The sequence below is a fragment of the Erythrobacter cryptus DSM 12079 genome (assembly GCF_000422985.1).
Lineage (GTDB): Bacteria > Pseudomonadota > Alphaproteobacteria > Sphingomonadales > Sphingomonadaceae > Erythrobacter > Erythrobacter cryptus.
On the sequence record NZ_AUHC01000011.1, the window covers coordinates 1 to 20,408 of the forward strand.

At 66.3% G+C, this 20,408-nt stretch carries 22 protein-coding genes; 12 read left to right on the top strand and 10 right to left on the bottom strand.

The window, feature by feature from the left end; all coding sequences use genetic code 11:
- Positions 1–259 (bottom strand): IS5 family transposase (locus tag G524_RS0108310; RefSeq protein WP_036857661.1); only part of this gene is annotated, 259 nt, incomplete at its 3' end.
- Between the two features lie 151 nt (positions 260–410).
- Between G524_RS0108310 and G524_RS0108315 the strand changes: the two genes are divergently transcribed.
- Together G524_RS0108315 and G524_RS0108320 are read left to right on the top strand one after the other, a co-directional pair.
- A complete protein-coding gene (locus G524_RS0108315; RefSeq protein WP_051221004.1) occupies positions 411–1,058 on the top strand; it encodes a glutathione S-transferase family protein in 648 nt (215 codons plus the stop codon).
- Positions 1,055–1,837 carry an SDR family NAD(P)-dependent oxidoreductase gene (locus G524_RS0108320; protein WP_027443307.1) on the top strand — a complete coding sequence of 261 codons (783 nt, stop codon included), beginning with the start codon at positions 1,055–1,057 and terminating at the stop codon, positions 1,835–1,837. Before G524_RS0108315 ends, G524_RS0108320 begins: the two co-directional genes overlap by 4 nt.
- Here G524_RS0108320 and G524_RS15345 read toward each other — a convergent pair.
- Both G524_RS15345 and G524_RS0108330 read right to left on the bottom strand, forming a co-directional pair.
- The gene (locus G524_RS15345; protein WP_051221006.1) at positions 1,834–3,162 is read right to left on the bottom strand and encodes a spinster family MFS transporter; all 1,329 of its coding nucleotides are present in this window, start codon (positions 3,160–3,162) and stop codon (positions 1,834–1,836) included. The two genes, G524_RS0108320 and G524_RS15345, sit on opposite strands and share 4 nt — an antisense overlap.
- Entirely contained in the window at positions 3,134–3,913 is a 780-nt protein-coding gene (locus tag G524_RS0108330) for an SDR family NAD(P)-dependent oxidoreductase (RefSeq protein ID WP_027443308.1), read from the bottom strand. Before G524_RS0108330 ends, G524_RS15345 begins: the two co-directional genes overlap by 29 nt.
- Positions 3,914–4,042: 129 nt before the next feature.
- Between G524_RS0108330 and G524_RS15350 the strand changes: the two genes are divergently transcribed.
- The 3 genes from G524_RS15350 to G524_RS15355 all read left to right on the top strand — a co-directional run bounded on the left by G524_RS15350 (position 4,043) and on the right by G524_RS15355 (position 9,389).
- Entirely contained in the window at positions 4,043–5,359 is a 1,317-nt protein-coding gene (locus tag G524_RS15350) for an aromatic ring-hydroxylating oxygenase subunit alpha (RefSeq protein ID WP_245561329.1), read from the top strand.
- Between the two features lie 202 nt (positions 5,360–5,561).
- Complete coding sequence (locus G524_RS0108340; protein WP_169447838.1) at positions 5,562–8,000, top strand: TonB-dependent receptor; 2,439 nt, start codon at positions 5,562–5,564, stop codon at positions 7,998–8,000.
- 159 nt (positions 8,001–8,159) lie between these two features.
- Positions 8,160–9,389, top strand: a complete 1,230-nt coding sequence (locus tag G524_RS15355; protein ID WP_051221009.1) for an aromatic ring-hydroxylating oxygenase subunit alpha — start codon at positions 8,160–8,162, stop codon at positions 9,387–9,389.
- 82 nt (positions 9,390–9,471) lie between these two features.
- Here the strand turns inward: G524_RS15355 and G524_RS0108350 are convergent, their stop codons facing one another.
- On the bottom strand, positions 9,472–10,419 hold the full coding sequence (locus G524_RS0108350; RefSeq protein ID WP_027443310.1) for an SDR family oxidoreductase: 948 nt from the start codon (positions 10,417–10,419) through the stop codon (positions 9,472–9,474).
- Positions 10,420–10,565: 146 nt separating this feature from the next.
- Between G524_RS0108350 and G524_RS0108355 the strand changes: the two genes are divergently transcribed.
- Entirely contained in the window at positions 10,566–11,567 is a 1,002-nt protein-coding gene (locus G524_RS0108355) for an NADP-dependent oxidoreductase (RefSeq protein WP_027443311.1), read from the top strand.
- Positions 11,564–12,103: a nuclear transport factor 2 family protein gene (locus G524_RS16290; RefSeq protein ID WP_051221011.1), complete on the top strand. Its 540-nt coding sequence runs from the start codon at positions 11,564–11,566 to the stop codon at positions 12,101–12,103. The genes G524_RS0108355 and G524_RS16290 overlap by 4 nt, the downstream gene beginning before the upstream one ends.
- Here the strand turns inward: G524_RS16290 and G524_RS0108365 are convergent.
- Positions 12,100–12,507 carry a PaaI family thioesterase gene (locus G524_RS0108365; protein ID WP_027443312.1) on the bottom strand — a complete coding sequence of 136 codons (408 nt, stop codon included), beginning with the start codon at positions 12,505–12,507 and terminating at the stop codon, positions 12,100–12,102. The two genes, G524_RS16290 and G524_RS0108365, sit on opposite strands and share 4 nt — an antisense overlap.
- 88 nt (positions 12,508–12,595) lie before the next feature.
- On the opposite strand from G524_RS0108365, the gene G524_RS0108370 reads away from it, so the two are divergent.
- Both G524_RS0108370 and G524_RS0108375 read left to right on the top strand, forming a co-directional pair.
- Positions 12,596–14,188 carry a fatty acid--CoA ligase gene (locus tag G524_RS0108370; protein WP_036857662.1) on the top strand — a complete coding sequence of 531 codons (1,593 nt, stop codon included), beginning with the start codon at positions 12,596–12,598 and terminating at the stop codon, positions 14,186–14,188.
- Positions 14,189–14,210: 22 nt separating this feature from the next.
- A complete protein-coding gene (locus G524_RS0108375) occupies positions 14,211–14,720 on the top strand; it encodes a VOC family protein (protein WP_245561330.1) in 510 nt (169 codons plus the stop codon).
- On the opposite strand, the gene G524_RS0108380 is transcribed toward G524_RS0108375, so the two are convergent.
- A complete protein-coding gene (locus tag G524_RS0108380) occupies positions 14,717–15,082 on the bottom strand; it encodes a hypothetical protein (RefSeq protein WP_027443315.1) in 366 nt (121 codons plus the stop codon). The genes G524_RS0108375 and G524_RS0108380 overlap by 4 nt on opposite strands.
- The gene (locus G524_RS16295) at positions 15,079–15,612 is read right to left on the bottom strand and encodes a carboxymuconolactone decarboxylase family protein (RefSeq protein ID WP_027443316.1); all 534 of its coding nucleotides are present in this window, start codon (positions 15,610–15,612) and stop codon (positions 15,079–15,081) included. The genes G524_RS0108380 and G524_RS16295 overlap by 4 nt, the downstream gene beginning before the upstream one ends.
- Positions 15,613–15,741: 129 nt before the next feature.
- Here G524_RS16295 and G524_RS0108390 point away from each other — a divergent pair, with 129 nt between their 5' ends.
- Entirely contained in the window at positions 15,742–16,095 is a 354-nt protein-coding gene (locus tag G524_RS0108390) for a nuclear transport factor 2 family protein (RefSeq protein ID WP_169447839.1), read from the top strand.
- A gap of 40 nt (positions 16,096–16,135) precedes the next feature.
- Here G524_RS0108390 and G524_RS0108395 read toward each other — a convergent pair whose 3' ends face one another.
- Genes G524_RS0108395 through G524_RS0108405 form a run of 3 tightly spaced genes read right to left on the bottom strand, consistent with a single transcriptional unit; the run spans position 16,136 to position 18,386 of the window.
- Positions 16,136–16,672, bottom strand: a complete 537-nt coding sequence (locus G524_RS0108395; protein ID WP_169447840.1) for a nuclear transport factor 2 family protein — start codon at positions 16,670–16,672, stop codon at positions 16,136–16,138.
- A complete protein-coding gene (locus G524_RS0108400; RefSeq protein WP_027443319.1) occupies positions 16,669–17,070 on the bottom strand; it encodes a putative quinol monooxygenase in 402 nt (133 codons plus the stop codon). Before G524_RS0108400 ends, G524_RS0108395 begins: the two co-directional genes overlap by 4 nt.
- 14 nt (positions 17,071–17,084) lie before the next feature.
- A complete protein-coding gene (locus G524_RS0108405; protein ID WP_027443320.1) occupies positions 17,085–18,386 on the bottom strand; it encodes a cytochrome P450 in 1,302 nt (433 codons plus the stop codon).
- Positions 18,387–18,524: 138 nt separating this feature from the next.
- Between G524_RS0108405 and G524_RS0108410 the strand changes: the two genes are divergently transcribed.
- Both G524_RS0108410 and G524_RS0108415 read left to right on the top strand, forming a co-directional pair.
- On the top strand, positions 18,525–19,112 hold the full coding sequence (locus G524_RS0108410; protein WP_027443321.1) for a carboxymuconolactone decarboxylase family protein: 588 nt from the start codon (positions 18,525–18,527) through the stop codon (positions 19,110–19,112).
- Positions 19,112–20,407 (top strand): cytochrome P450, encoded by a 1,296-nt coding sequence (locus G524_RS0108415; protein ID WP_027443322.1) that lies wholly within the window; start codon positions 19,112–19,114, stop codon positions 20,405–20,407. Before G524_RS0108410 ends, G524_RS0108415 begins: the two co-directional genes overlap by 1 nt.
- Position 20,408 lies beyond the last annotated feature (1 nt).

The following is a 20,408-nucleotide window of genomic DNA, read 5'->3' on the forward strand; positions in this document are numbered from 1 at the left end:
CGTCGAAAGCCCGGGAAACCGCCGCCAGAAGCCGATCCCATACCCCCGCCTTGCGCCAGCGCACGAACCGGTTGTAACAGGTCGTGTAAGGCCCATAGCGTTCGGGAATGTCCGCCCAGGGGCTGCCGGTGCGAAACCGCCACAATATCCCGTTGATCACCCGGCGATCATCCACCCGAGGCACGCCACGGCTCTTGTTCGGCAGCAACGGCTCAATCACCGACCACTCGAAATCTGTCAGGTCAAAACGACGGCGCATATCCAAGGCTCCTTTCCCGAACCTTGAATCAATCACTTGCCGTCCACGCAAGCCAGTTTATGAGTTTACGGCCTAACGCAATTGGCAGGGCGACGCGCGCCCCAAGCGCCCCTAAAACCGCCTGGCCCATCCCAGCAAAAGAGCCCATGCCATGATGATCCTCCATTCGAGCCTCGGCCCCAACCCCCGCCTCTTGCGCATGTTCCTGATCGAGAAGGGGCTTGAGGAAGGGCGCGATTTCACCCGCATCCATTATGACATCATCGCGGGCGAAAACCGCCGCAACGCGGCCTATCTAGCCAAGAACCCGCTCGGCACCATGCCGATGCTCGAGCTTGACGATGGCACCTGCCTCACCGAAAGCTGGCCGATCTGCGAATATGTCGAGGAAATCCACCCCGACCCCAACCTCTTTGGCGCAACGCCGGTGGAGCGGGCCGAGGTGCGCAAATGGGCGCGACTGTTCGATCAGGAAGTGGTGGTGCCGATGACCATGGGCTTTCGCGCCACCACCGGCCGGCCAATGTTCGAGCCGCGCATGGCGGTGGTCTCGCCCGAGGCCGGGGCCGAACTTTTCGCCATGGCCGATGCCAAGTGGCGGATGTTCGATGGTTTCCTGGGTGCGCGCGACAATATCGCGCTTGGCCGTTTCACCTTTGCCGATCTCATCATCTTCGCCTTTGCCCATTTCGGTTTCACCGTGGGCTGGAAGCTGCCCGAAGGGACGGACAATCTTGCCCGCTTCGTCGCCACGCATAACCAGCGCCCCTGCGCGGCGGTGTGGCAGCAAGCCGAATGAGGGGCGATCTTGCTGGCAAGGTGGCGATCGTCACCGGCTGCGCGAGCGGCATCGGCGCGGCGACGGTGCGCCGCCTGCGGGGCGATGGTGCCGAGGTGCTCGGCACCGATGTCGATGCCGTGCGCGGCGCGGCGGCCTGCGCCGAGGCGGGCGCGCTGTTTGCCGTGCAGGATGTTGCCGCGCGGGGAGATTGGCCGCAGATCATTGCCCGGGCGCGCGAGGCCTTCGGGCGGCTCGACATTCTCGTCAACAATGCCGGGATCGTCTCGGGCGCGGCGATCGGCGAGGGCGAGGATGAGGCCATGTTCGCCGCCTGGGACCGGGTGCTCGCGGTCAACCTCACCGGCACCATGGCCGGCTGCCGCGCCGCGATCGCGGCGATGCGCGCCAATCCCGGCGGGGCGAAGGGCGCGATCGTCAACATCGCCTCGACCAGCGCGATCGCCGCGCTGCCGGGCGATCCCGGCTATTCGGCGAGCAAGGCCGGGGTGCTGGCGCTCACCCGCTCGGTTGCCACCTGGTGCGCGCGCCACGGCCTGGCGATCCGCTGCAACGCGGTGATCCCGGGGGCAACCATGACCGGCATCCTCGCCGAGGCCGAGGCGCAGACCCCGGGGCTGATCGCCGCGGTGGCGCGCACCTCGCCGCTCGGGCGCCTTGCCGATCCGGCGGAAACCGCCGCCGCGATCGCCTTTCTCGCCAGCGACGAATGCCCTTTCATGACCGGAGCCGAGCTGCGCGTCGATGGCGCCGCGCTGGCGATCCACCCCGGCTTCTAGCCGCCGCGCAGCCGCGCCAGATAGCCGCTCGGCCCCATCTGCGCCGCGGTCCAGGCGAAGATGGCGAGCGCCAAGAGGCCCGAGACGAGGCACACGCCGAACACCGCGAGCGCGAGGGCGCTCGGCCCGAGGCTGGGGCCGAGCGCATCGCTGAGCGCGCCGATCACCGCCAGCCCCAGCGCCTGGCCGACGAGGTTGTTGAAGAACAGCGCGATCGCCACGGCAAAGCCGCGGCTCGCCGGATCGACCGCGGCCTGGATGCCCGAAAGGATCCCCGCCTGGCTGGCGACATAGATGGCATAGGCAAGGCCGAACCAGCCGAGGAAACCCGCAAGGCTGGCGGAAGCGAGGCTCACGCCCAGGGGCACGACGCAAGCAAGGCTCACCACCCCCGGCAGCCAGGCGCGCCAACGCTCGTCCCTGAGGCACAGCCAGTGGGTGAGATAGCCGCCGAGGATCGGCCCCGGGATCCCGCCAGCCAGGAAGGTGAGGCCGAGCGTGAGGCCGACCGCACCGGTCGAAATCTCGAATTGCCGCAGCATCACCGCCGCCATCCAGAAGGCGAGCGCATAGCCGATCATGATCTGCACCGCCCAGCCGAGCGCGAGGCCCATGAACACCCGGTTGCTGACAAGGCCGCGCACGGTTGCCCCCAGCGGCAATTGCCGCACATCGCTGCCCGGCGGGGCAAAGCGCCCGCGCCGCGGCTCGCGCACGGTGAGATAAAGGAGCGCGCCGATGGCAAGCCCGGGCAGGCCCATGAGGATGAAGGCCCAGCGCCAGCCGAAAGCCTCGGCAAGCTGCCCGCCGAACACCAGCCCGGCGGCGGTCCCCACGGTCGAACCGAGGGTGAGGAACCCCATCGCCTTGGCAAGCTCGGCGGGCGCGAAGAAATCGGCCACCAGGCTCTGCGAGGAGGGGCCGGAGCAGCCCTCGCCCACCCCCACCCCGGTGCGGGCGAGGAACAGCGTCCAGAACCCGCTCGCCAGCCCGCAGGCCGCGGTCATCAGGCTCCAGAAGCTGATTGCCGCGGCAACAATGCTCTTGCGCGTGGCGCGGTCGGCGAGGCGCGCAGCGGGAAAGCCAGCCAGCACATAGACGAGGCTGAAGGCCGCCCCGCCGAGCAGGCCAAGCTCGAGATCGGTAAGGGCAAAGGCGGCCTTGATGTCCTCGACCAGAATGCCGAAGACCAGCCGGTCAGCCACGCTGAAGGCGCTGGTGAGCGTGAGCAGGGCGAGCACATACCAGCGGTAAGCGCCCCCGCCTTCACCCCCCGCCGCGCCCGCGGCCCCGGCCTCAGTGGTGGGGGCGGGCGTAAAGCCCATTGTCCACCGGGATGGTCAGCCCATTCAGGAACCGCGCTTCGTCCGAGGCAAGGAACAGCACGCAGGCGGCCACGTCCTTGGGGTGGCCCAGCGCATCGGCGGGCAGCGGCCCGTCGGGGATCTCCATCGGCTTTTGCCCGGCGCGTCCCGAGACGCCCATCACCATCGGCGTTTCGATCCCCCCGGGGGCGAGCGCGTTGACGCGGATGCCATAGCCCTTGTCCTGGAAATCGATCGCCAGGCTGCGCGTCAGCCCGGCGATCCCGGCCTTGCACGCGGCATAGGCCGGGATGTTGCCATAGCCCATCAGCGCCGCGGTCGAGGCCATGTTGATGATCGATGCGCCGCCCCCGCCATTGGCAAGGTGGCGGTGCTTCATCAGCGGCACGGCATATTTGCAGCCGAGGAAGGTGCCGACGAGGTGGATATCGAGATGCAGGCGGAAGTGCGCGAGGCTGCAATCCTCAATGCTCTCGAAGATCACGTTGCCGGCATTGTTCACAAGGATGTCGAGCCCGCCGTGGCGTTCCGCGACTGCGCGCATCACCTCGATCCACTGCTCCTCGCTGGTGACATCGAGCGCCATGGCATCGCCGCCGATGCTGTCTGCCACCTGGTGCGCGAGTTCCACCTCGCGATCGGTGACGATCACCTTGGCCCCCTCGCGCGCCAGGGCCTCGCAATCGGCCTTGCCAAGGCCCATTGCCCCGCCCGTCACCAGCGCGACCCGGCCTGCCACTCTGCCTGCCATGCCCTTCTCTCCCCGCCTGTTTTCTTTCCGCCGAGCCTATCGGCGCGCCGGGCGCATGCCACTGGCGAAAGCGCGAGGCCGCGCAAGGGGCCGGAGCGCGCTATTCTCCTTGCCCGAGGGAGAGCGCCGATGATGGACGCCAAGGAAGTCGCGCACTGGAAGGCGATGATGGAATGGGAGGGCCAGCGCAGCGCCCCGCCCGAAGGCTTCCCGGCCCTGCCCGACATGCCCGCCGCGCGCTACACCAGCCCCGAATATTACGCGCTCGAACAGGCCCACGTGTTCCGCAAGAGCTGGCTGTTTGCCGGGCACATGGACGAAATCCCCGAGCCGGGCTGCTTCATGCGCTGGGACAATGCCGGCGAGCCGGTGGTGATCGTGCATGGGCTGGACGGGGTGGTGCGCGCCTTCTACAACATCTGCCGCCACCGCGGCGCGCCGGTGGTGACCGAAGAGCGCGGCAAGGCGCCGCGGCTGGTGTGCGCCTATCACCACTGGACTTACAAGACCGACGGCACCCTTGTCGGCCTGCCCGAGCGGCGCGATTTCCCGCCCGATTTCGACCTTTCCTGCCGCAGCCTCATCCCGCTGCGCTGCGAGCGTTTCGGCAAGGTGATCTTCGTCAATTTCGACGATCAGGCGATGCCGCTCATCGACTGGCTCGGGCCGCTGGCGCGCGAGTGGGAGGAGTTCGCCTTCGACCGCATCCGCCTGGCCGCGCGCTACAGCTTCGATCTCAAGTGCAACTGGAAGGTGGCGATGGAGGCCAACATGGAGGTTTACCATGTGCCCTATATTCACCCCAGCACGGTCGCCGAATTCGTCGATCCGCGGCGCAACCACAACACCTTCTATCCCAATGGCCATGCGCGGATGCTCGCGCCCACCCCTCAAGGCACCAGCCGCGAACATGCCCGCGGGATCGACAGTCCGCCGGGCTGGCACCAGATCGAGAGCGTGGGCGAGCTTGGGCGCAGCTGCACCCAGAGCTACACCCTGTTTCCCAACTGGGTGAGCCCGCTTTCCAACTTCTTCGTGCCCCCGCTGTTGTTCTGGCCCACCTCGCTCACGACCACCCGCTTTGAAGTGGTGACCATGGCGCTTGATTGGGACGCGGATAGCCCGCCGCCCGATCTGTGGACCGTGCCCGATCCCGATGCGCCCAACGGGCGGCGCCTGAGCCAGGTGCTGCTCGAGGACACCCAGTTCGGCGAGGCGATCCAGCAGGCGATGCAAGGCGCGGCCTTCCGCTCGGTGCCGCTGTCCTATCAGGAGGCGCGCATCTATGCCTTCCACCAGGCGCTCGATGCGATGATCGGCATTGCCAATGTGCCGCGCGAGCTGAGGGTCGCGCCGGTGATCGGGCCGGAATGGATCTGGCCCAACGATCCGCGCCCTGCCTTGCGCGATGCCGCCGCCGCCGCGGCGCGCGAGGCGGCCGAATGACGCTACGGAAATGATGCTTTTGAAGGGCGGTGTGACCAATTTGTCGCAGTTTGGCCTTGTGCCTATCGCTTTTGCTGATGGCGCACCGGCCGGGCCGCCATACACCTGCAACCCATACCGAAAGGCGCGTGGAGAGGCGTCTGAGGGGAAGGCAAGAGACGGGCGCGCGGGCGAGCCGCGGCCCGGTTGGGGAGAGAGAGCGATGACCAGACTTCATGCCCGAATTGCGTCCGGCGGCCTGCGCCGCGTCCTCCTGTGCAGCGCCGCGCTGGGCGGGCTTGCCGCGATGCCCGGCACGGCCCTTGCGCAGGACTTGCAGGACGAGACGCCGGAGGCCGAGACCGAGCGGGTGATCATCGTCCAGGCCCGCCGCCAGAACGAAACCCTGCAGGAGGTGCCGGTCACCGTCACCGCGATCGGCGGCGACACGCTGACGCGCTACAACATCGACCAGATTGCCGATGTCACCAGCCGGGTGCCGACGCTCAACGTCCAGGTCGGCGGCTCGGGCTCGGGCGGCCAGCTCTCCCTGCGCGGGGTGGGCTCCTCGAACATCTCGGCGGCCTTCGATTCGGCGGTCGCCTTCGAATATGATGGCGTGATCGTCTCCTCGATGCGCCTGGTGCAGGCCGGGTTCTTCGATGTCGAGCAGATCGACGTGCTGCGCGGCCCGCAATCGCTGTTCTTCGGCAAGTCGGCAACCGCCGGCGTGCTCTCGCTGCGTTCGGCCAATCCGACCTCGCGCTGGGAAGTGGGGATGCGCGGCTCCTATGAATTCGAGGAGAAGGGCTATCTGCTCTCGGGCTATATTTCCGGTCCGCTGTCCGACACGCTCGGCATTCGCCTCGCCGCGCAGTTCAACGACATCGACGAGTTCCAGAAGCTCCAGCCCGGCACCCCGGCGGTCAACCAGGAGCGCGGCCTTACCGACTTCATCGGGCGCCTGACGCTCGACTGGAACCCCTCGGATCGCTTCCGCGCCAATTTCAAGCTGCAATACACCAAGAACGAGAACGACGGAGCGATCGGCACCGCCGAGATCAATTGCGGCGCCAATGGCGTGGCCGATGCGGTGTTCCTGCTCGGCGGAGCGGTGCGCATCCCGGCGGGCTATGATTGCCGCGCCTTCGACCAGCGCTACTACCTCACCGATGCCGCGCCGCAGCTCGCCCCGGGGGTGCCCACGCCCTCGAAGGCGGCCGGGCGCAACGGCGTGCCTTTCGGCGAGACCGAAATCTGGTTCGGGCGGCTGCAATTCGATCTCGATCTAAGCGACACCCTGTCGCTCACCTCGGTCACCGGGCTGCTCAACATGGATGCGGTCGATTTCGACTGCTATGCCTATGGCGGGCGCTTCCCCGGCCCCAATGGCACCTTCATCCCCGGCGGGGCGGGCTGTTCCGACCCGATCAATTCGCTCGAGCAATATACCCAGGAGCTGCGCCTGCGTTCGGACTTCGACGGGCCGTTCAACTTCATGCTCGGCGCCTTCTACGAGGATCGCACCTTCATCTTCGACACCGCCCAGCAGGGGGTGAACATCTCCTTCCTCGGGCCCGATCCGGTCACCGGCTTCACCTATGACTGGGACAAGATCCACACAACCAAGACCGAGGCGCTCTCGTTCTTCGGCAGCGTGATGTTCGACATCACCGACAAGCTCGAGCTTTCGGGCGGGGTGCGCTGGACCGACGAGAAGAAGGTGCAAACGATCAGCGTGCCCTATCTGCACACCTTCCTGCAGGGGCCAGCCTTCGTGCGGCCGGGCTTCTTCTCAGGCCCGATCAACTTCCAGGACGACAATATCTCGCCCGAAGTCACGCTGCGCTACCAGGCCAACCCCGATCTCAACATCTTCGCCTCGTTCAAGACCGGGTTCAAGTCGGGCGGGATCGACAATTCGGCGCTGCCCTCGAACAGCCTCAGCCAGGCCGCGCTCTCGGGCGATTTCTCCTCGCTGATCTACCAGTCGGAAAAGGCCAAGGGCGGCGAGATCGGCTTCAAGTCACAATGGGCGGGCCGCGACTTCACCCTCAATGCCACCGCGTTCTACTATGTGTTCGAGGATCTGCAGGTGCAGAACTTCAACGCGGTGACCATCCAGTTCGTCACCAGCAATGCCGGCGAGCTGACCACCAAGGGGGTGGATCTTGAAACCCGCTGGCGCACCCCGGTGAGCGGGCTGACGCTCTCGGCCAACCTGTCCTACCTCGATTCGGAATATACCGACACCTTCCTCCAGCCGGGCGGACAGGGCGGGCTTGTCGACCTCAAGGGGCGGCGCGGCAGTCAGGCACCCGAATGGGCCGGCAACCTCGCCTTCGACTGGGCCGTTCCGCTGAGCGACAATCTCGAGCTGTTCCTCTCGGGCAACGCCGCCTACAATGATGGCTACATCACCGACGAGACCTCGCTCAACGACTATGTCCAGCCGAGCTTCTGGCTGCTCGATGCCAATGTCTCGATCGGCCATCCCGATGGCCGCTGGAAGCTCTCGCTGGTGGGCCAGAACCTCACCGACAAGATCTTCGTGATCACCACCGGCGGGCGGCCCTTCCTCCAGCCGGGGGTTGGCGATGACTTCGTGATGACCCAGAACCGCGGCCGCCAGGTCTTTGCCGAGGTGAGCTTCAAGTTCTGACGCGCTTCGTCCGAGGGGGGACAAGCCGGGGGCGGGCCAGCAATGGCCTGCCCCCTTGGTTTATGCACCGCGCCGCGCTTTGCCAAAAATGCGCATTGCCCCGCGCCGGGCGAGGGCCGATGCTCCGGCCTTAAGGACGAGCGGCGGGAGAGGATTGTCATGTCACGCGAAACGCTGGTCGAAATGACCCGCAATCTGGTCGCCCACGGGGCGGCCGGGACGATGGAATATGCCGAGGATGTGGTGCGCATCCCGGCCCGCAGCTACACCGATCCTGAACTCTTCGAGCTGGAAAAGCAGCGCATCTTCCGCCGCCTGCCGCTGATGGTCGCGCCCAGCTGCGAGCTGCCCAATCCCGGCGATTACAAGGCGATGGATATCTGCGGCGTGCCGCTGCTGCTCTCGCGCCAGAAGGATGGCAGCGTCGGCGCCTTTCTCAACATGTGCACCCACCGCGGCAATCCGCTCGCAAGCGGCACGGGCAATGCCAGCCGCTTCACCTGCGGCTATCACGGCTGGACCTTCAAGGCCGATGGCGCGCTCCTCGGCGTCGCCTCGCCGCAGGATTTCGGCCGGGTGGACAAGGCCGCGCTGTGCCTCAAGCGCTTTCCCGTCCATGAAAGCGCAGGGCTGATCTGGGTGATCCTCGATCCGGCCTCGCGCCTCAATATTGCCGATTATCTGTGCGGCTATGACGGGCTGCTGGCGGCCTTCGGCTTTGAGCACTGGACGCTGTTTTCCCAGCGCACCCTCGCCGGGCCGAACTGGAAGACGGCCTATGACGGCTATCTTGATTTTTATCACCTGCCGGTGCTGCACGCCAACACCTTCGGCGCCGATTTCTACAACCGCGCCAATTACTTCGCCTTCGGCCCGCACCAGCGCCTGAGCACCCCTTCCAAGTTCGCGATCAAGGTGCAGGGCGAGGATGACCAGCAGCTCGATCTCGAGGCCATGTCCGATGCGGAATTGCCCGAGGAAGTGCTGGTGCAGGGGGTGTGGACGATCTTCCCCCACATCTCGATCGCCAGCTTCTACGGCGGCGGGCAGCGCGGGGCGATGATCAGCCAGCTCTTTCCCGGCGAGACGGTGGGGGAAAGCTATACCACCCAATATTACGTCATGGAAAACCAGCCCGAAACGCCCGAGCAGGTCGAGGCGGCGCAGGACCAGTTCAATTTCCTCGAGGTGGTGGTGCGCGACGAGGACTATGCCACCGGCAAGCGCCAGCACCAGGCGCTGCAATCAGGCCTGCTCGATGAGGTGCTGTTCGGCCGCAACGAGAAGGGGGGGCAAGTGTTCCACCAATGGGTGGAACGGCTCACCCATGCAAGCGACGAGGAGCTGATCGCGATCTTCGCCGCCGAGCAGCGCCAGGCGGCTGAATAGGCACGCAGGGCGAGCAAAAGGGGCGGCGGGCCTGGCCCTGGCGCCTCTTTTGCTCGCCCTGCCGTCTGACTGTGCCCTGGCTTCAGCCGAAAGCAGGCCGGTAATTGCTCTCGCCCCAATCCTGGCGCTTGGTCCATTCGCCCATGGTCTCCAGCTTGCCCTCAAGCTCGGGGAAGCGCTCATAGACATGGTCCATGTCAACCGCGAAGGGCCGGGTCGGGGCATTGTTGTTGTATTCGTAGAAGGCCTCGATCCCCTTGGCGAAATCCTCGCGCATCGCCTCGGGCATCTCGTCGCCAGCGGCGGCGACCAGATAGCGGCCGAACTCGGCCGGGGTGCAGGGATCATATTTGATCGGCCTTCCCAGCGCCTCGGAAAGATGCTGCGCCACCTGCTTGCCCACCAGGCGCTCCGGCCCGCCGATATTGAGCCAGGCGCCTTCCATGTCGGGTCGCTCGAGGCTCGCCAGCATGAAGCGCGCGACATCATCGAGGCTGATCCAGTTGGCCTCGAGATCAGGCTTGTGCGGATAGACATAGCGGCCTTCGTTGACGATGAAGGGCCGCGCCCAGCCAGTGAGCAGGTTGTCCATGAACAGCACCGAGCCGAACACCGTGCCCGGCGCGCCCGAGCGCCACAGCGCGTTGATGCCCTTGGTGTTCTCGCCATAGGTGAAGGGATCGCCGGGCTTGTCGGGGATCCAGCTCGAGGTGTTCCACACCACCCGCTTGACGGCGAGTTCGGCCGCTGCCTTGCCCACCTGGCCGACCAGCACCGCCCGATCAGCGCGCGCCTGCAGGGGATGGGTGTAGAAGATATAGTCCGAGCCTTCGAGCGCGGCGCGATAGGTCGATGTATCATAGAGATCCATCGGCCGCACCTCGACCTTCTCGACCCCCTCGATCGGCGCGCCTTCAAGCGCGTCGGGGCGGCGCGAGATCGCCCGCACCTCATAGCCCGCCTTGAGCGCCTGGCGCACCTGCGCCAGCCCCTGCCGGCCGCTTGCGCCGATCACCGTGATAAGTGCCATGCTCTCTCTCCCCGCTTGTGGCTTGTGCAAGAGACTAGGAAGCCCCCACCCCCCGCGCACCGCGCCAAAGTGATAGCTGGCCGCGTGCAGCCCCTGACAAAAAGGCGGGGTTGCCGCGCGCGGGCACGGGGCCAACAAGCATCGCCATGGACAACCGCATCTGGCGCATCGCCCGCCGGCCCCAGGGCAGCGATTTTGCCGCGGCGCTGGAACTGGTCAGCGCCCCGCTCGCCCCGCTTGCCGCGGGGGAGATCCGCATCCGCAACACCCATCTGTCGATGGATGCAGGCACGCGGCTGTGGCTCACCGATCGCACCGATGGCTACCAGCCGCCGCTGCCCATCGGCGCTGCCATGACGGGGCTGGTGCTGGGCGAGGTGATCGAAAGCCGCGCCGATGGCTTTGCCCCGGGCGATCTGGTGCGCGCCTTTGGCCAATGGGCCGATATCAGCACGCTCGATGCGGCAATGTCGGGCGCGATCCGGCTCGATCCTTCCGTGCAAGACCGGCGCGCCTGGTTCGGCCCGCTCGGCATGAACGGCTGGACCGCGCTGTGGGGCGTGGAACGCACCGGCGCGGCGAGGCCGGGGGAGAAGGTGCTGGTTTCCGCCGCGGCCGGGGCAACCGGCATCCTTGCGGTGCAGATCGCCCGCCTGCTGGGCTGCGAGGCCTGGGGCATCGCCGGCGGGCCGGCCAAATGCGCCTATCTGCTAGAGGAACTCAAGATCGCAGGGGCGATCGATTACAAGGCCGGCGATCTCGAAACTCAGCTCGATGCGGCGGGCGGGTTCGATGTCTATTTCGACAATGTCGGGGGTAAGCTGCTCGATGCGGTGCTGCTGCGGATGAACCACTATGGCCGCATCGCCGTGTGCGGGCTTGTGGCCGATTACGCCGCCGGCACCCGCACGGCGCCGAAAGAATTCGACCAGGTGCTGATGCGGCGCTTGCGGGTGGAGGGCTTCTTCTCGCCCGATTTCATGCACGAGGGCGAGAGCCTGACCGCGCGGCTGCGCGCATGGTATGAGGCAGGCGCGCTCACCATGCCCTATGACGTGACGAGGGGCCTCGAGCACACGCTTGTGGCCTATGGCAAGCTGTTTGCCGGGGCCAATATCGGCAAGGTGATCGTGGAGCTTGAAGGATGAGCGGCACCATCGAAGACCGTGAGGCGATCCGTGACGTGCTCGCCGCCTATGCCCATGCGATCGACCGGCGCCGCTGGGAGATGATGGAGCGCCTGTTCCATACGGACGCCACCTTCCGCTTCGGCCTCGTCCAGGGCGACTGGCGCAGCTTCGTTGACCAGGCCCGCGCGATCATCGACCCCTGCCTTGCCACCCAGCACCAGCTGGGCCAGACGCTCTTCGGCTTCGAGGGCGACAGCCTCTGCCACACCGAAACCTATATGACCGCGATGCACACCATCCCGCCCGGCTATCCCATGACCGCGGCCTTCCCCGACAAGGGGGTGATCTATTCGGGCATCGTCGCGGGCCGCTATGTCGATCGCTTCGAGAAGCGCGGCGGCGTGTGGCGCATTGCCGAGCGCACCGGACTTTATGACTGGCGCGAGTTCCGCCTTGCCGAAGGGGTGGACCTGTCCGACGCCCCCGAGGGCGCGGCCGGATATCACGATGCGCGCGACCCTTCGACCGCGGCGGTGAGGGCCTGGCTGGGCTAGGCCCGGCGGATGGCGAACACGGCGCTCATGGTGGCGATCTGTTCCTCCCCCCGCCAGATCGCGCCCGAGCAATAGGCCGTGCGCCCGCCCAGCCGGTCGATCCGCACCCGCGCCTCGAGCCAGTCGCCAAGCCGCGCGGCGGCAAGGTAATTGACCGTGAGCGTTACGGTGGCAGGCGCGAGGCGCGGGCGCTCGGCATCATGGACGGCATGCGAAAGCGCGACATCGGCGAAGGTCGAGACCACCCCGCCATGAGCGGCGTCCTGATAATTGATGTGGTGCGGGCAGATGGCCAGCCCCACCACCCGCACGCCCTCGAGGGCAGGGCCGAGGTAATAAGGCCCGCCATGATCGAGAAAGCCGGGGGAAAAGCCGGCCGGGTCAAATCCTGCGGGAATCGCCATTGCCAAAGCCTAGCGCCCCGGCGGCGGCGCGCCCGCTATGAATTGTGTGAATGACAAGCGCCGGGCGCGCAGGCTATCCCCGTTAGCCATGGGAGAGAATGTGCTGATCGAGGCCGAATCCTTCTGCGAGATCGTGGCCGAACATGCCCGCACCCAAGGCGATGTTCCCGCCTTCACCTTCGGCGCGGAGACCATCACCTTTGAAGCGCTCGATGCCGGGGCCAATCGGGTTGCCAATGGCCTCGTGGCGCTCGGGGTCAGGCCGGGCGAGCGGGTGGCCTATCTCGGCAAGAACCACCCGCTCTATTTCGAGGCCTTCCTTGGCGCGGCGCGGATCGGCGCGGTGATGACCCCGGTCAACTGGCGCCTCGCCCCGCCCGAGGTCGCCTATATCCTCGGCAATTGCGAGGCGCGCGTGGTGTTTGTCGGCGCCGGTTTTGCCGAGCTGCTCGCCGCCGCGCGCGATGAGGCGCCGCGCATCGCCCATATCATCGGCATCGATGCCCCCGATCATGCCGGCACGGATTACCGCAGCTGGCGCGATGGCTTTGCCGTCACGCCCCCGGCACACCGGGTGCGCGCGGGCGATGATGCGCTGCAGCTCTACACCTCGGGCACCACCGGCAAGCCCAAGGGCGCGGTGATCACCCATGGGTCGATCCTTTCGAGCCGCGATTCCTCGGGCCAGGAGGGCGAGCTGCGCGAATGGCAAAAGCCGATCCCCGGCGATGTCACCCTGCTGGCCATGCCCTGCTTTCACATCTCGGGCACCGGCACCGGCATCGGCACCATGGTGGCGGGCACCAATGCCATCGTGCTGCCCGAATATGATCCGACCAAGGCCCTCGAACTCATCGAGCAATATCCGATCTCCAAGATCTTCCTTGTCCCTTCGGCGATCCAGATCCTGCTCAACCACCCGCGGGTGCACGAGGTCGATTTCTCGCGGCTCAAATATGTCACCTATGGCGCCTCGCCGATTCCGCTCGAGCTGATGCGCGAGGCGATGCGGGTGATGGGCTGCGGCTTCGTGCAGATGTATGGCATGACCGAGACGAGCGGCACCATCGTCGCGCTCGATCCCGAAGACCACGTGCCCGAGGGCAGCCCCAAGATGCGCTCGGTGGGCAAGCCGCTTGCCGGGGTGGAGATCAAGGTGATCGACGAGGCTGGCAACGAGGTGCCGGTGGGCACTGTGGGCGAGATCGCCACCCGCTCGTCCAAGAACATGCGCGGCTATTGGAACAATCCCGAGGCCACCGCCGCCACCATCGATGCAGACGGGTGGCTGCGCACCGGGGATGCCGGCTATCTCGACGAAGACGGCTACCTCTACATCCACGACCGGGTGAAGGACATGATCATCTCCGGCGGCGAGAACGTCTATCCGGCCGAGGTGGAAAACGCGCTCTATTCGCACCCCAAGGTGGCCGATGTTGCGGTGATCGGGGTGCCCGATTCCAAGTGGGGCGAGGCGGTGAAGGCCTGCGTGGTGGTGAAAAAGGGCGAAACCCTCACCGAGGCCGAACTCATCGCCCATGCCCGCAAGCTGATCGCCGGCTACAAGTGCCCCAAATCGGTCGATTTTCTCGAGGCCCTGCCGCGCAACCCCTCAGGCAAGATCCTGCGGCGCGAGCTGCGCGCGCCCTATTGGGCGGGCAAGGATCGCAACGTCAACTGAGATGCGCGCCCTTGGGCTTCGCGTGCGCCAGTTGGCCTACAAGGTCGATGACCTCGAGGCCGCAATCAGCGCGCATCACCGCCTGTTCGGCTCCGGCCCGTTCTTCGTCGCGCGCCACATTGCCCTCACCGCCTCGCAGCACCGCGGGGTGGAAAAGCCCTTCGACCATTCGAGCGCCTATGGCCAATGGGGCCAGCTGATGGTCGAGCTGGTGGTGCAGCACAATCCCGATCCCTCGGCGCTGCACGACATGTTCCCCTGGGAATCGGGCACGCAGGGGCTGCACCACGCCGCGCTGTTCGTCGATGATGTGGCAAGCGCGATTGCCTGGCTGGGGGGAGAGGGCTTTCCCCTCGCCCAGCTTTCGCGCACCGCCAGCGGCACGGCCTTTGCCTTTGTCGATACGCGCGCGCGGCTTGGGCACATGCTCGAGCTTTATGAACCCACGCCGCTCCTCACCGGCTTTTACGACATGGTCGCCCAAGCTGCGCGCGATTGGGACGGGCGCGATCTTGTCCGCGAGCTTGGCTAGCCCGCCGCAAGCGCGGGCAGGCCCACCAGCGCCGCCCGGCACTCGGCATCGGCCAGCGCGGCGAGCACGCTGAAGGCGACGAAGCGCGCCTCGCCCAGGTGCGCGACCAGCGCGGCGGCCTCGGCATCGCTGATCGCGGTGTGTTCAAACGGGATGCGCCGGGCATAGGCGAGCGCGGCGCGCGTGCCCGCGTCCAGCCCTGCCTCGTCCGGGGCATCGCCCAGCCCGTGCACCGCCGCCACCGCGCGGCGCACCAGCGCCACCAGCACCGGATCGAGCGCGGCCTCGGTCTTGCTGCAGAAATCGGCATAGTGGCGCTGAAGCAGCGGATCGCCCGCCAGCGCTGCGCACACCGCGCTCATGCCGCCGGCTCCAGCACCGCCGGGGTGGGCAGCACGGTGCGCTCCATGCTCTCCGGCTCGAGCCCCATAATGATGAGCGCCTTGGCAAGCGCGAGGAACAGGCTCACCCCTAGGCCCAGTTCCGCAATCTGCTTTGGGGTGAAGTGGCGTTGCAGTGCAGCACGCGCGTCGCCGTTCAGCAATTCGGGATCGTGGATCAGCGCATCGGTGAACTTGAGCGCGGCCTTCTCGGCGTCGGTCAGTTTGGCGCTGGTTTCATAGCCATCGGTGATGTCCTCCACCACCTCCTCGCCGAGGCCCTCGGCGAGCGCCTTGTCGAAGCGGACATTGCGGCAGAACCCGCATTCGGTCACGCGGGCATTGCGCATCCGCGCCACCTCCTTGATCCGCGCGCTGAGCACCTCGGACTGCCAGAAGCGGCCATAGAGGGCAAAGAAGCTCTGCGCGATTTCTGGCTGGTGGGCGAGCACCGCGGCGAAATGCGGCGGCTCACCGGCAAGGGCCGAGGACACGCGGGGGATGGTCGACATGCACCTGCCTCCTTCAAGCGGGAGAATAACAGCCGCAGGCGCAGCGCCAGCCTCGCCATTTTCGCAGGGGAGGCCGGGGCGTTGCCGTGGCACATTCGGCCCGCAGCATTGATCAAGGGAGACAAGGCCATGCCCGGCGAGGCACAGCGCGTGATCGAGGAATTCTGGCGCATCCAGGACAGCGGCGATTACACCAGGCTCGCCCCGCTGTTTGCCGAGGACGCGCTGCTCGAAGACCCGATCTGGGGCCAGTATCGCGGGCGCGAGGCGATCCTCGGCTTCATGACCAAGATGGTCGAGGAGATGGGCAGCCGCAAGGTGCACTTCACCGTCGATGAGATCTGCGGCGATGACCATGCGGTGTGGGCGCGCTGGACCATGCACATGGAAGGCCATCCTGCGCGTGGGGGCGTGGGCATCTACAAGGTCGAGGGCGGCAAGCTCACCTATTACCGCGACTACATGGACCCGGCGGGGGAATAGCTTTGCCTGCTTGCCCCCCTCCCCAGTGGCAGGGGGGCCTTCACATCGGCCGATAATCCGGGTGCCCGCTGTGGGTGAGATCGAGCATCGGCAGCGGAAACTCGGCCCGCGGGCTGGCATCGGGCTGATCGGGCATGGGCATGGTCCAGTCCATGATGTAGCGGCGGCTGGCGATGCGCCACTCGCCATTGCGCTTCTCATAGGTGTCGAGATAGCGCCCACCATACATGTTGCCGCGATAGGGCGCGCTTTCCCCTTCGCGGCGAAAGCCCAGGGCGATGCCATAGGCCTCGCCCTCGGCGGTGGTGGGCGAGGTCAGGCGGATCGCCAGCGGGGCGAGCATGTGCCAGCGCCGCCCGGTTGACCGCTCGACCTGCATCACCACCGGCACGAACTCGGCCGCACTGCCCTTGAAGAAGCCATAGTCGATCGCCGCATCGGGCCAGTAGCACGCGGCCTGCCCCGCATCATCGAGCCAGTCGAGCGTGCGGCAATAGCGCGCGATGAGCTCGTGGATCGCCTGCTTGTCGCTGAGCTCCTGCACCTGCCGGGCGAGGCTTTCCAGATCGCTGCTCATGCCCGGGTGCTCCACCATGCCGGGATCGTCAGTGGAAAGCGTTCCTGCGCGGTTTTCATCGCCTCGCTCGCATCCGGCCCAAGCGGCGGATCGAGCGTGTGCGGCAGCCCGCCGCCCGCCCCTTCGACCGGATCGACATATTCGAGCTTGATCCCGGCCAGCACCGCGGCAAAATCATGGCCCTCGTGGTGGTCGGACATCTGGTGGTGATAGAAGGCCCACTTGTCCTTGAAGCTGAGCAGGCAATAATAGCTGAGCGGCGCCTCGCCCTTCCAATATTCATAGCGGATCACCCCTTCCTCGGTGGCGAAGGTCTGGCGCACCATGTCGTGCATGATCGCCTCCCACTCTGCCTCCATGCCGGGCTTGATCTTTATGTGGGCAAGCAGCGTGGCCATCGGCGGGTCTCCTCTCAGGCGCAGGTGAGATTGAGCAACAGGCGGTAGATGCCGAGCATGATCCCGCCCTGATGGCGGAAATCATTGCCCGGGGCATAGGCAAGCGCGGCAAAGGCATCGGCGAGGCGATCCCAGGCGATCGTCTGTTCGAGGCGCGACAGGTTGGAGCCGGGGCACGAGCGCGGCCCCTGGCTGAAGGCGAGGTGGCGCGTTGCGGCCTTGCGATCGAGCTTGAGCTCGAGCGGATCCTCGAACTCGTCGGCATCGATATTGGCCGCCGCCCAGCGCAGGTGCAGCATCGATCCGGCGGGCACGGGGACGCCCTGGAACACCTCGTCATGCGCACAGATGCGGGTGGAAAGCCCCTGGGTGGGACTGCGCAGGCGCATCCCTTCCTCGATGAAGGTGCGGATCAGCGCACGATCGGCCCGCAGCCGATCGAACACCCCGGGCCGCTCGCACAGCAATTGGGCCTGTTCGGCGATGGCATATTGGGTGGTCTCCAGCCCGCCGATCACCATGGCATAGACAACGCCGTTGATCTCGTCATCGGTGAGCCTGCGCCCCAGGGCCTGATATTCGACCTGGGTCAAGAAGCTCACCATGTCATCCTGCGGGCGGGCGCGCTTCTCGCGCGTCTTTTGCGCCACATATTCCCTGAAGCCGGCAAGCAGGCGGAACTTCTCGGCGGTCTGCTCAGGCGTGAGCAGGTTCTTGTGGGTGGTGCCGTGGACATAGCTCATCACCTGGGCATTGCCCCAGATCTCGAGCTGGGGGATGTCCTCCTGCGGAAAGCCCAGCACATCGGCCATCACCCGCTGCGGCAGGGGCCGGGCAAAGTCGGCGACGAAATCGACCGCCTCCCCGGCCCGCGCCTTTGCAGATAGGCCGGTGATGAGATCGTCCACATGCCGGGTGATCATCGCCGCATGGCGGGTGCAGCCGGGGCCGACCCATGGGTCGGTCAGCTCCTTCCGGTGCGCGCGCCACAATTCGGGCGTGGGGCGCAGCGAGACGATGCTGGCCACCATCGCGTCGATATCGGGGATGTGGCTCGGCATCTGGCCAGACTGGATGATCTGCGCCACCAGCAGCGAGAGCGTGGGCGGGAAGCGCTCCCAATCCATCACCACGCGGCGCACGTCCTCATACTTGGTAAGCACGAAGGCATCCGAGCCAGGTGTCAGCCCCTCGCCGGGAAGGCGCAGCACCGGGGCCTCGGCGTGGAGGATGGCATAGGCATCATACCAATGCTCCTGCGCGCCCGGCGCGAACAGATCGACCTCGGCCAATGTGCGCGGCGGCTGTGCCTGCAATGCGCCTCTCCCCAATGGGCCTCGCTTGCCTCGGGCGGCCCGCTTAGCGAATCCGCCAATTGCTGATGCCGGAGTTGTCCCGCAGCCTTGCCCTTACGGAAACGGGCTAAATTGCCAGTGCCGCAAGGGGAGAGACCTGTGAGCCGCATCACCAAACTGGCACCCGAACAGTGGGACGAACGGCTCCGCGCCGCGGTCCGGCCCGAAAGTCTCACCGATCTCGAACAGGGCCTCACCCGCTTCTTTGCCCATTGCCCGGAGCAGGCCCTGGGGCTGATGGGCTTCGGGGGCGCGCTCAAGCGCCATCGCCGCCTGCCCGAGCGGCTGGTGGAACTGGTGCGCCTGCGCATCGCCTTCTTCAACCAGTGCCGCTCGTGCATGGCGATCCGCTATGCCGATGCCCTGGCCGACGGGGTGAACGAGGGACTGATCTGTTCGCTCGAACGCCCGCAGGAGGCCGAAAACCTCTCCGCGGCGGAGAAGGCTGCGATCCGCTATGGCGAGCTGATGGCCACCGATCACCTCGCCATCGATGATGGCATCTATGCCGAGCTCAAGGCGCATTTTTCCGAGGCCGAGATCGTCGAGCTGGGCATGACGGTGGCCTTCTTCGTCGGCTTCGGGCGGCTGGCGGCGACCTGGCACATGGTCGAGGAACTGCCCGAAGCCTTCCAGAAGGCCGAGACCATCGCCCCCTGGGGGGCCGAGAGCATCACGGTGCGCTGATGGCAAGCACCCCCGATACCGCAGATGCCCCCACCGGCCCGGTGATCAACCTGTTCGATCCCGAGCTGCAGCAGTGCCCCTATGCTGCCTACAAGACCCTGCGCGACGAGGCCCCGGTCTACAACATCCCCGGCACGCCGATCTGGGTGGTCAGCCGCTACGAGCATGTGCGCGAGGTGCTGATGGACCCGGAGCGCTTCCCCTCGACCGCGGCCAATGAGCTGATGCGGGCCAGCCCCACCGATCTCGAACGCGGGCGCAAGGTGGCAGCGCGCTTCCGCGAGAAGGGCTGGCTGCCCGCCCCCACGCTCGCCGGGCGCGACGATCCCAATCACAAGCAGATGCGCAGCATGTTCAACGAGGCGTTCAAGCCCAGCCGCATCAAAGAGATCGACCCCAGGGTCGAGACCCTCGCCTATGAGCTCATCGATGCCTTCATCGATGAGGGCGAATGCGATTGGGTGCGCCAGTTCTGCATCCCCCTGCCGCTGTTCATCATCGGCGAGCAGATGGGCGCGAAGCGCGAGGACATGTGGAAGATCAAGGGCTGGACTGATGCCTTCTTCCACCGCATTTCCCTGATGCTGCCCGAGGACAAGCACCTCGAAATGGTCGATCGCGAGATCGAGGCCCAGCACTATTTCCAGCCGATCTTCGAAAAGCTGCGCGCCGAGCCGGATGGCAGCCTGATATCGGTGCTGGTCAACACCGTGATCGAGGGATGGGGCCGCACGCTTACCGACGAGGAGCTGCACGCCGAGATGATGGCCGACACCTTTGTCGGCGGCTCGGAGACCACCACCAATGCCCTTGCCGCGGGCATGAAGCTGCTGATCGAGAACAAGGACGTGTGGGCAAGGCTCAAGGCCGATCCCGAGCGTTACCTGCGCAATTTCGTTGAGGAGGTGCTCAGGCTCGAAAGCCCGGTGCAATCGCTGATGCGCTTCACCCACAAGGATGTCGAGCTTGCCGGGGTGACCATCCCGGCCGGATCGGTGGTCAATGTCCGCTATGGCGCGGCCAACCGCGATGAACGCATGTTCCCCTGCCCCGACACACTCGATCTGGATCGGCCCAAGCCCGGCGCGCACCTTGCCTTCGGCTCGGGCACACACCATTGCCTTGGCGCCCCGCTCGCCCGGCGCGAGCTGACCTGGGGCTTCAAGGCGGTGATCGACCGCTTCGAGGACATGGATTTCGCCCCCGGCAAGAACGACTTTGCCTATCACCCGCATTTCCTGCTGCGCAGCCTCAAGCAGCTCCACATCACCTTCGTGCCGAAGAAGAGGCGCTGAG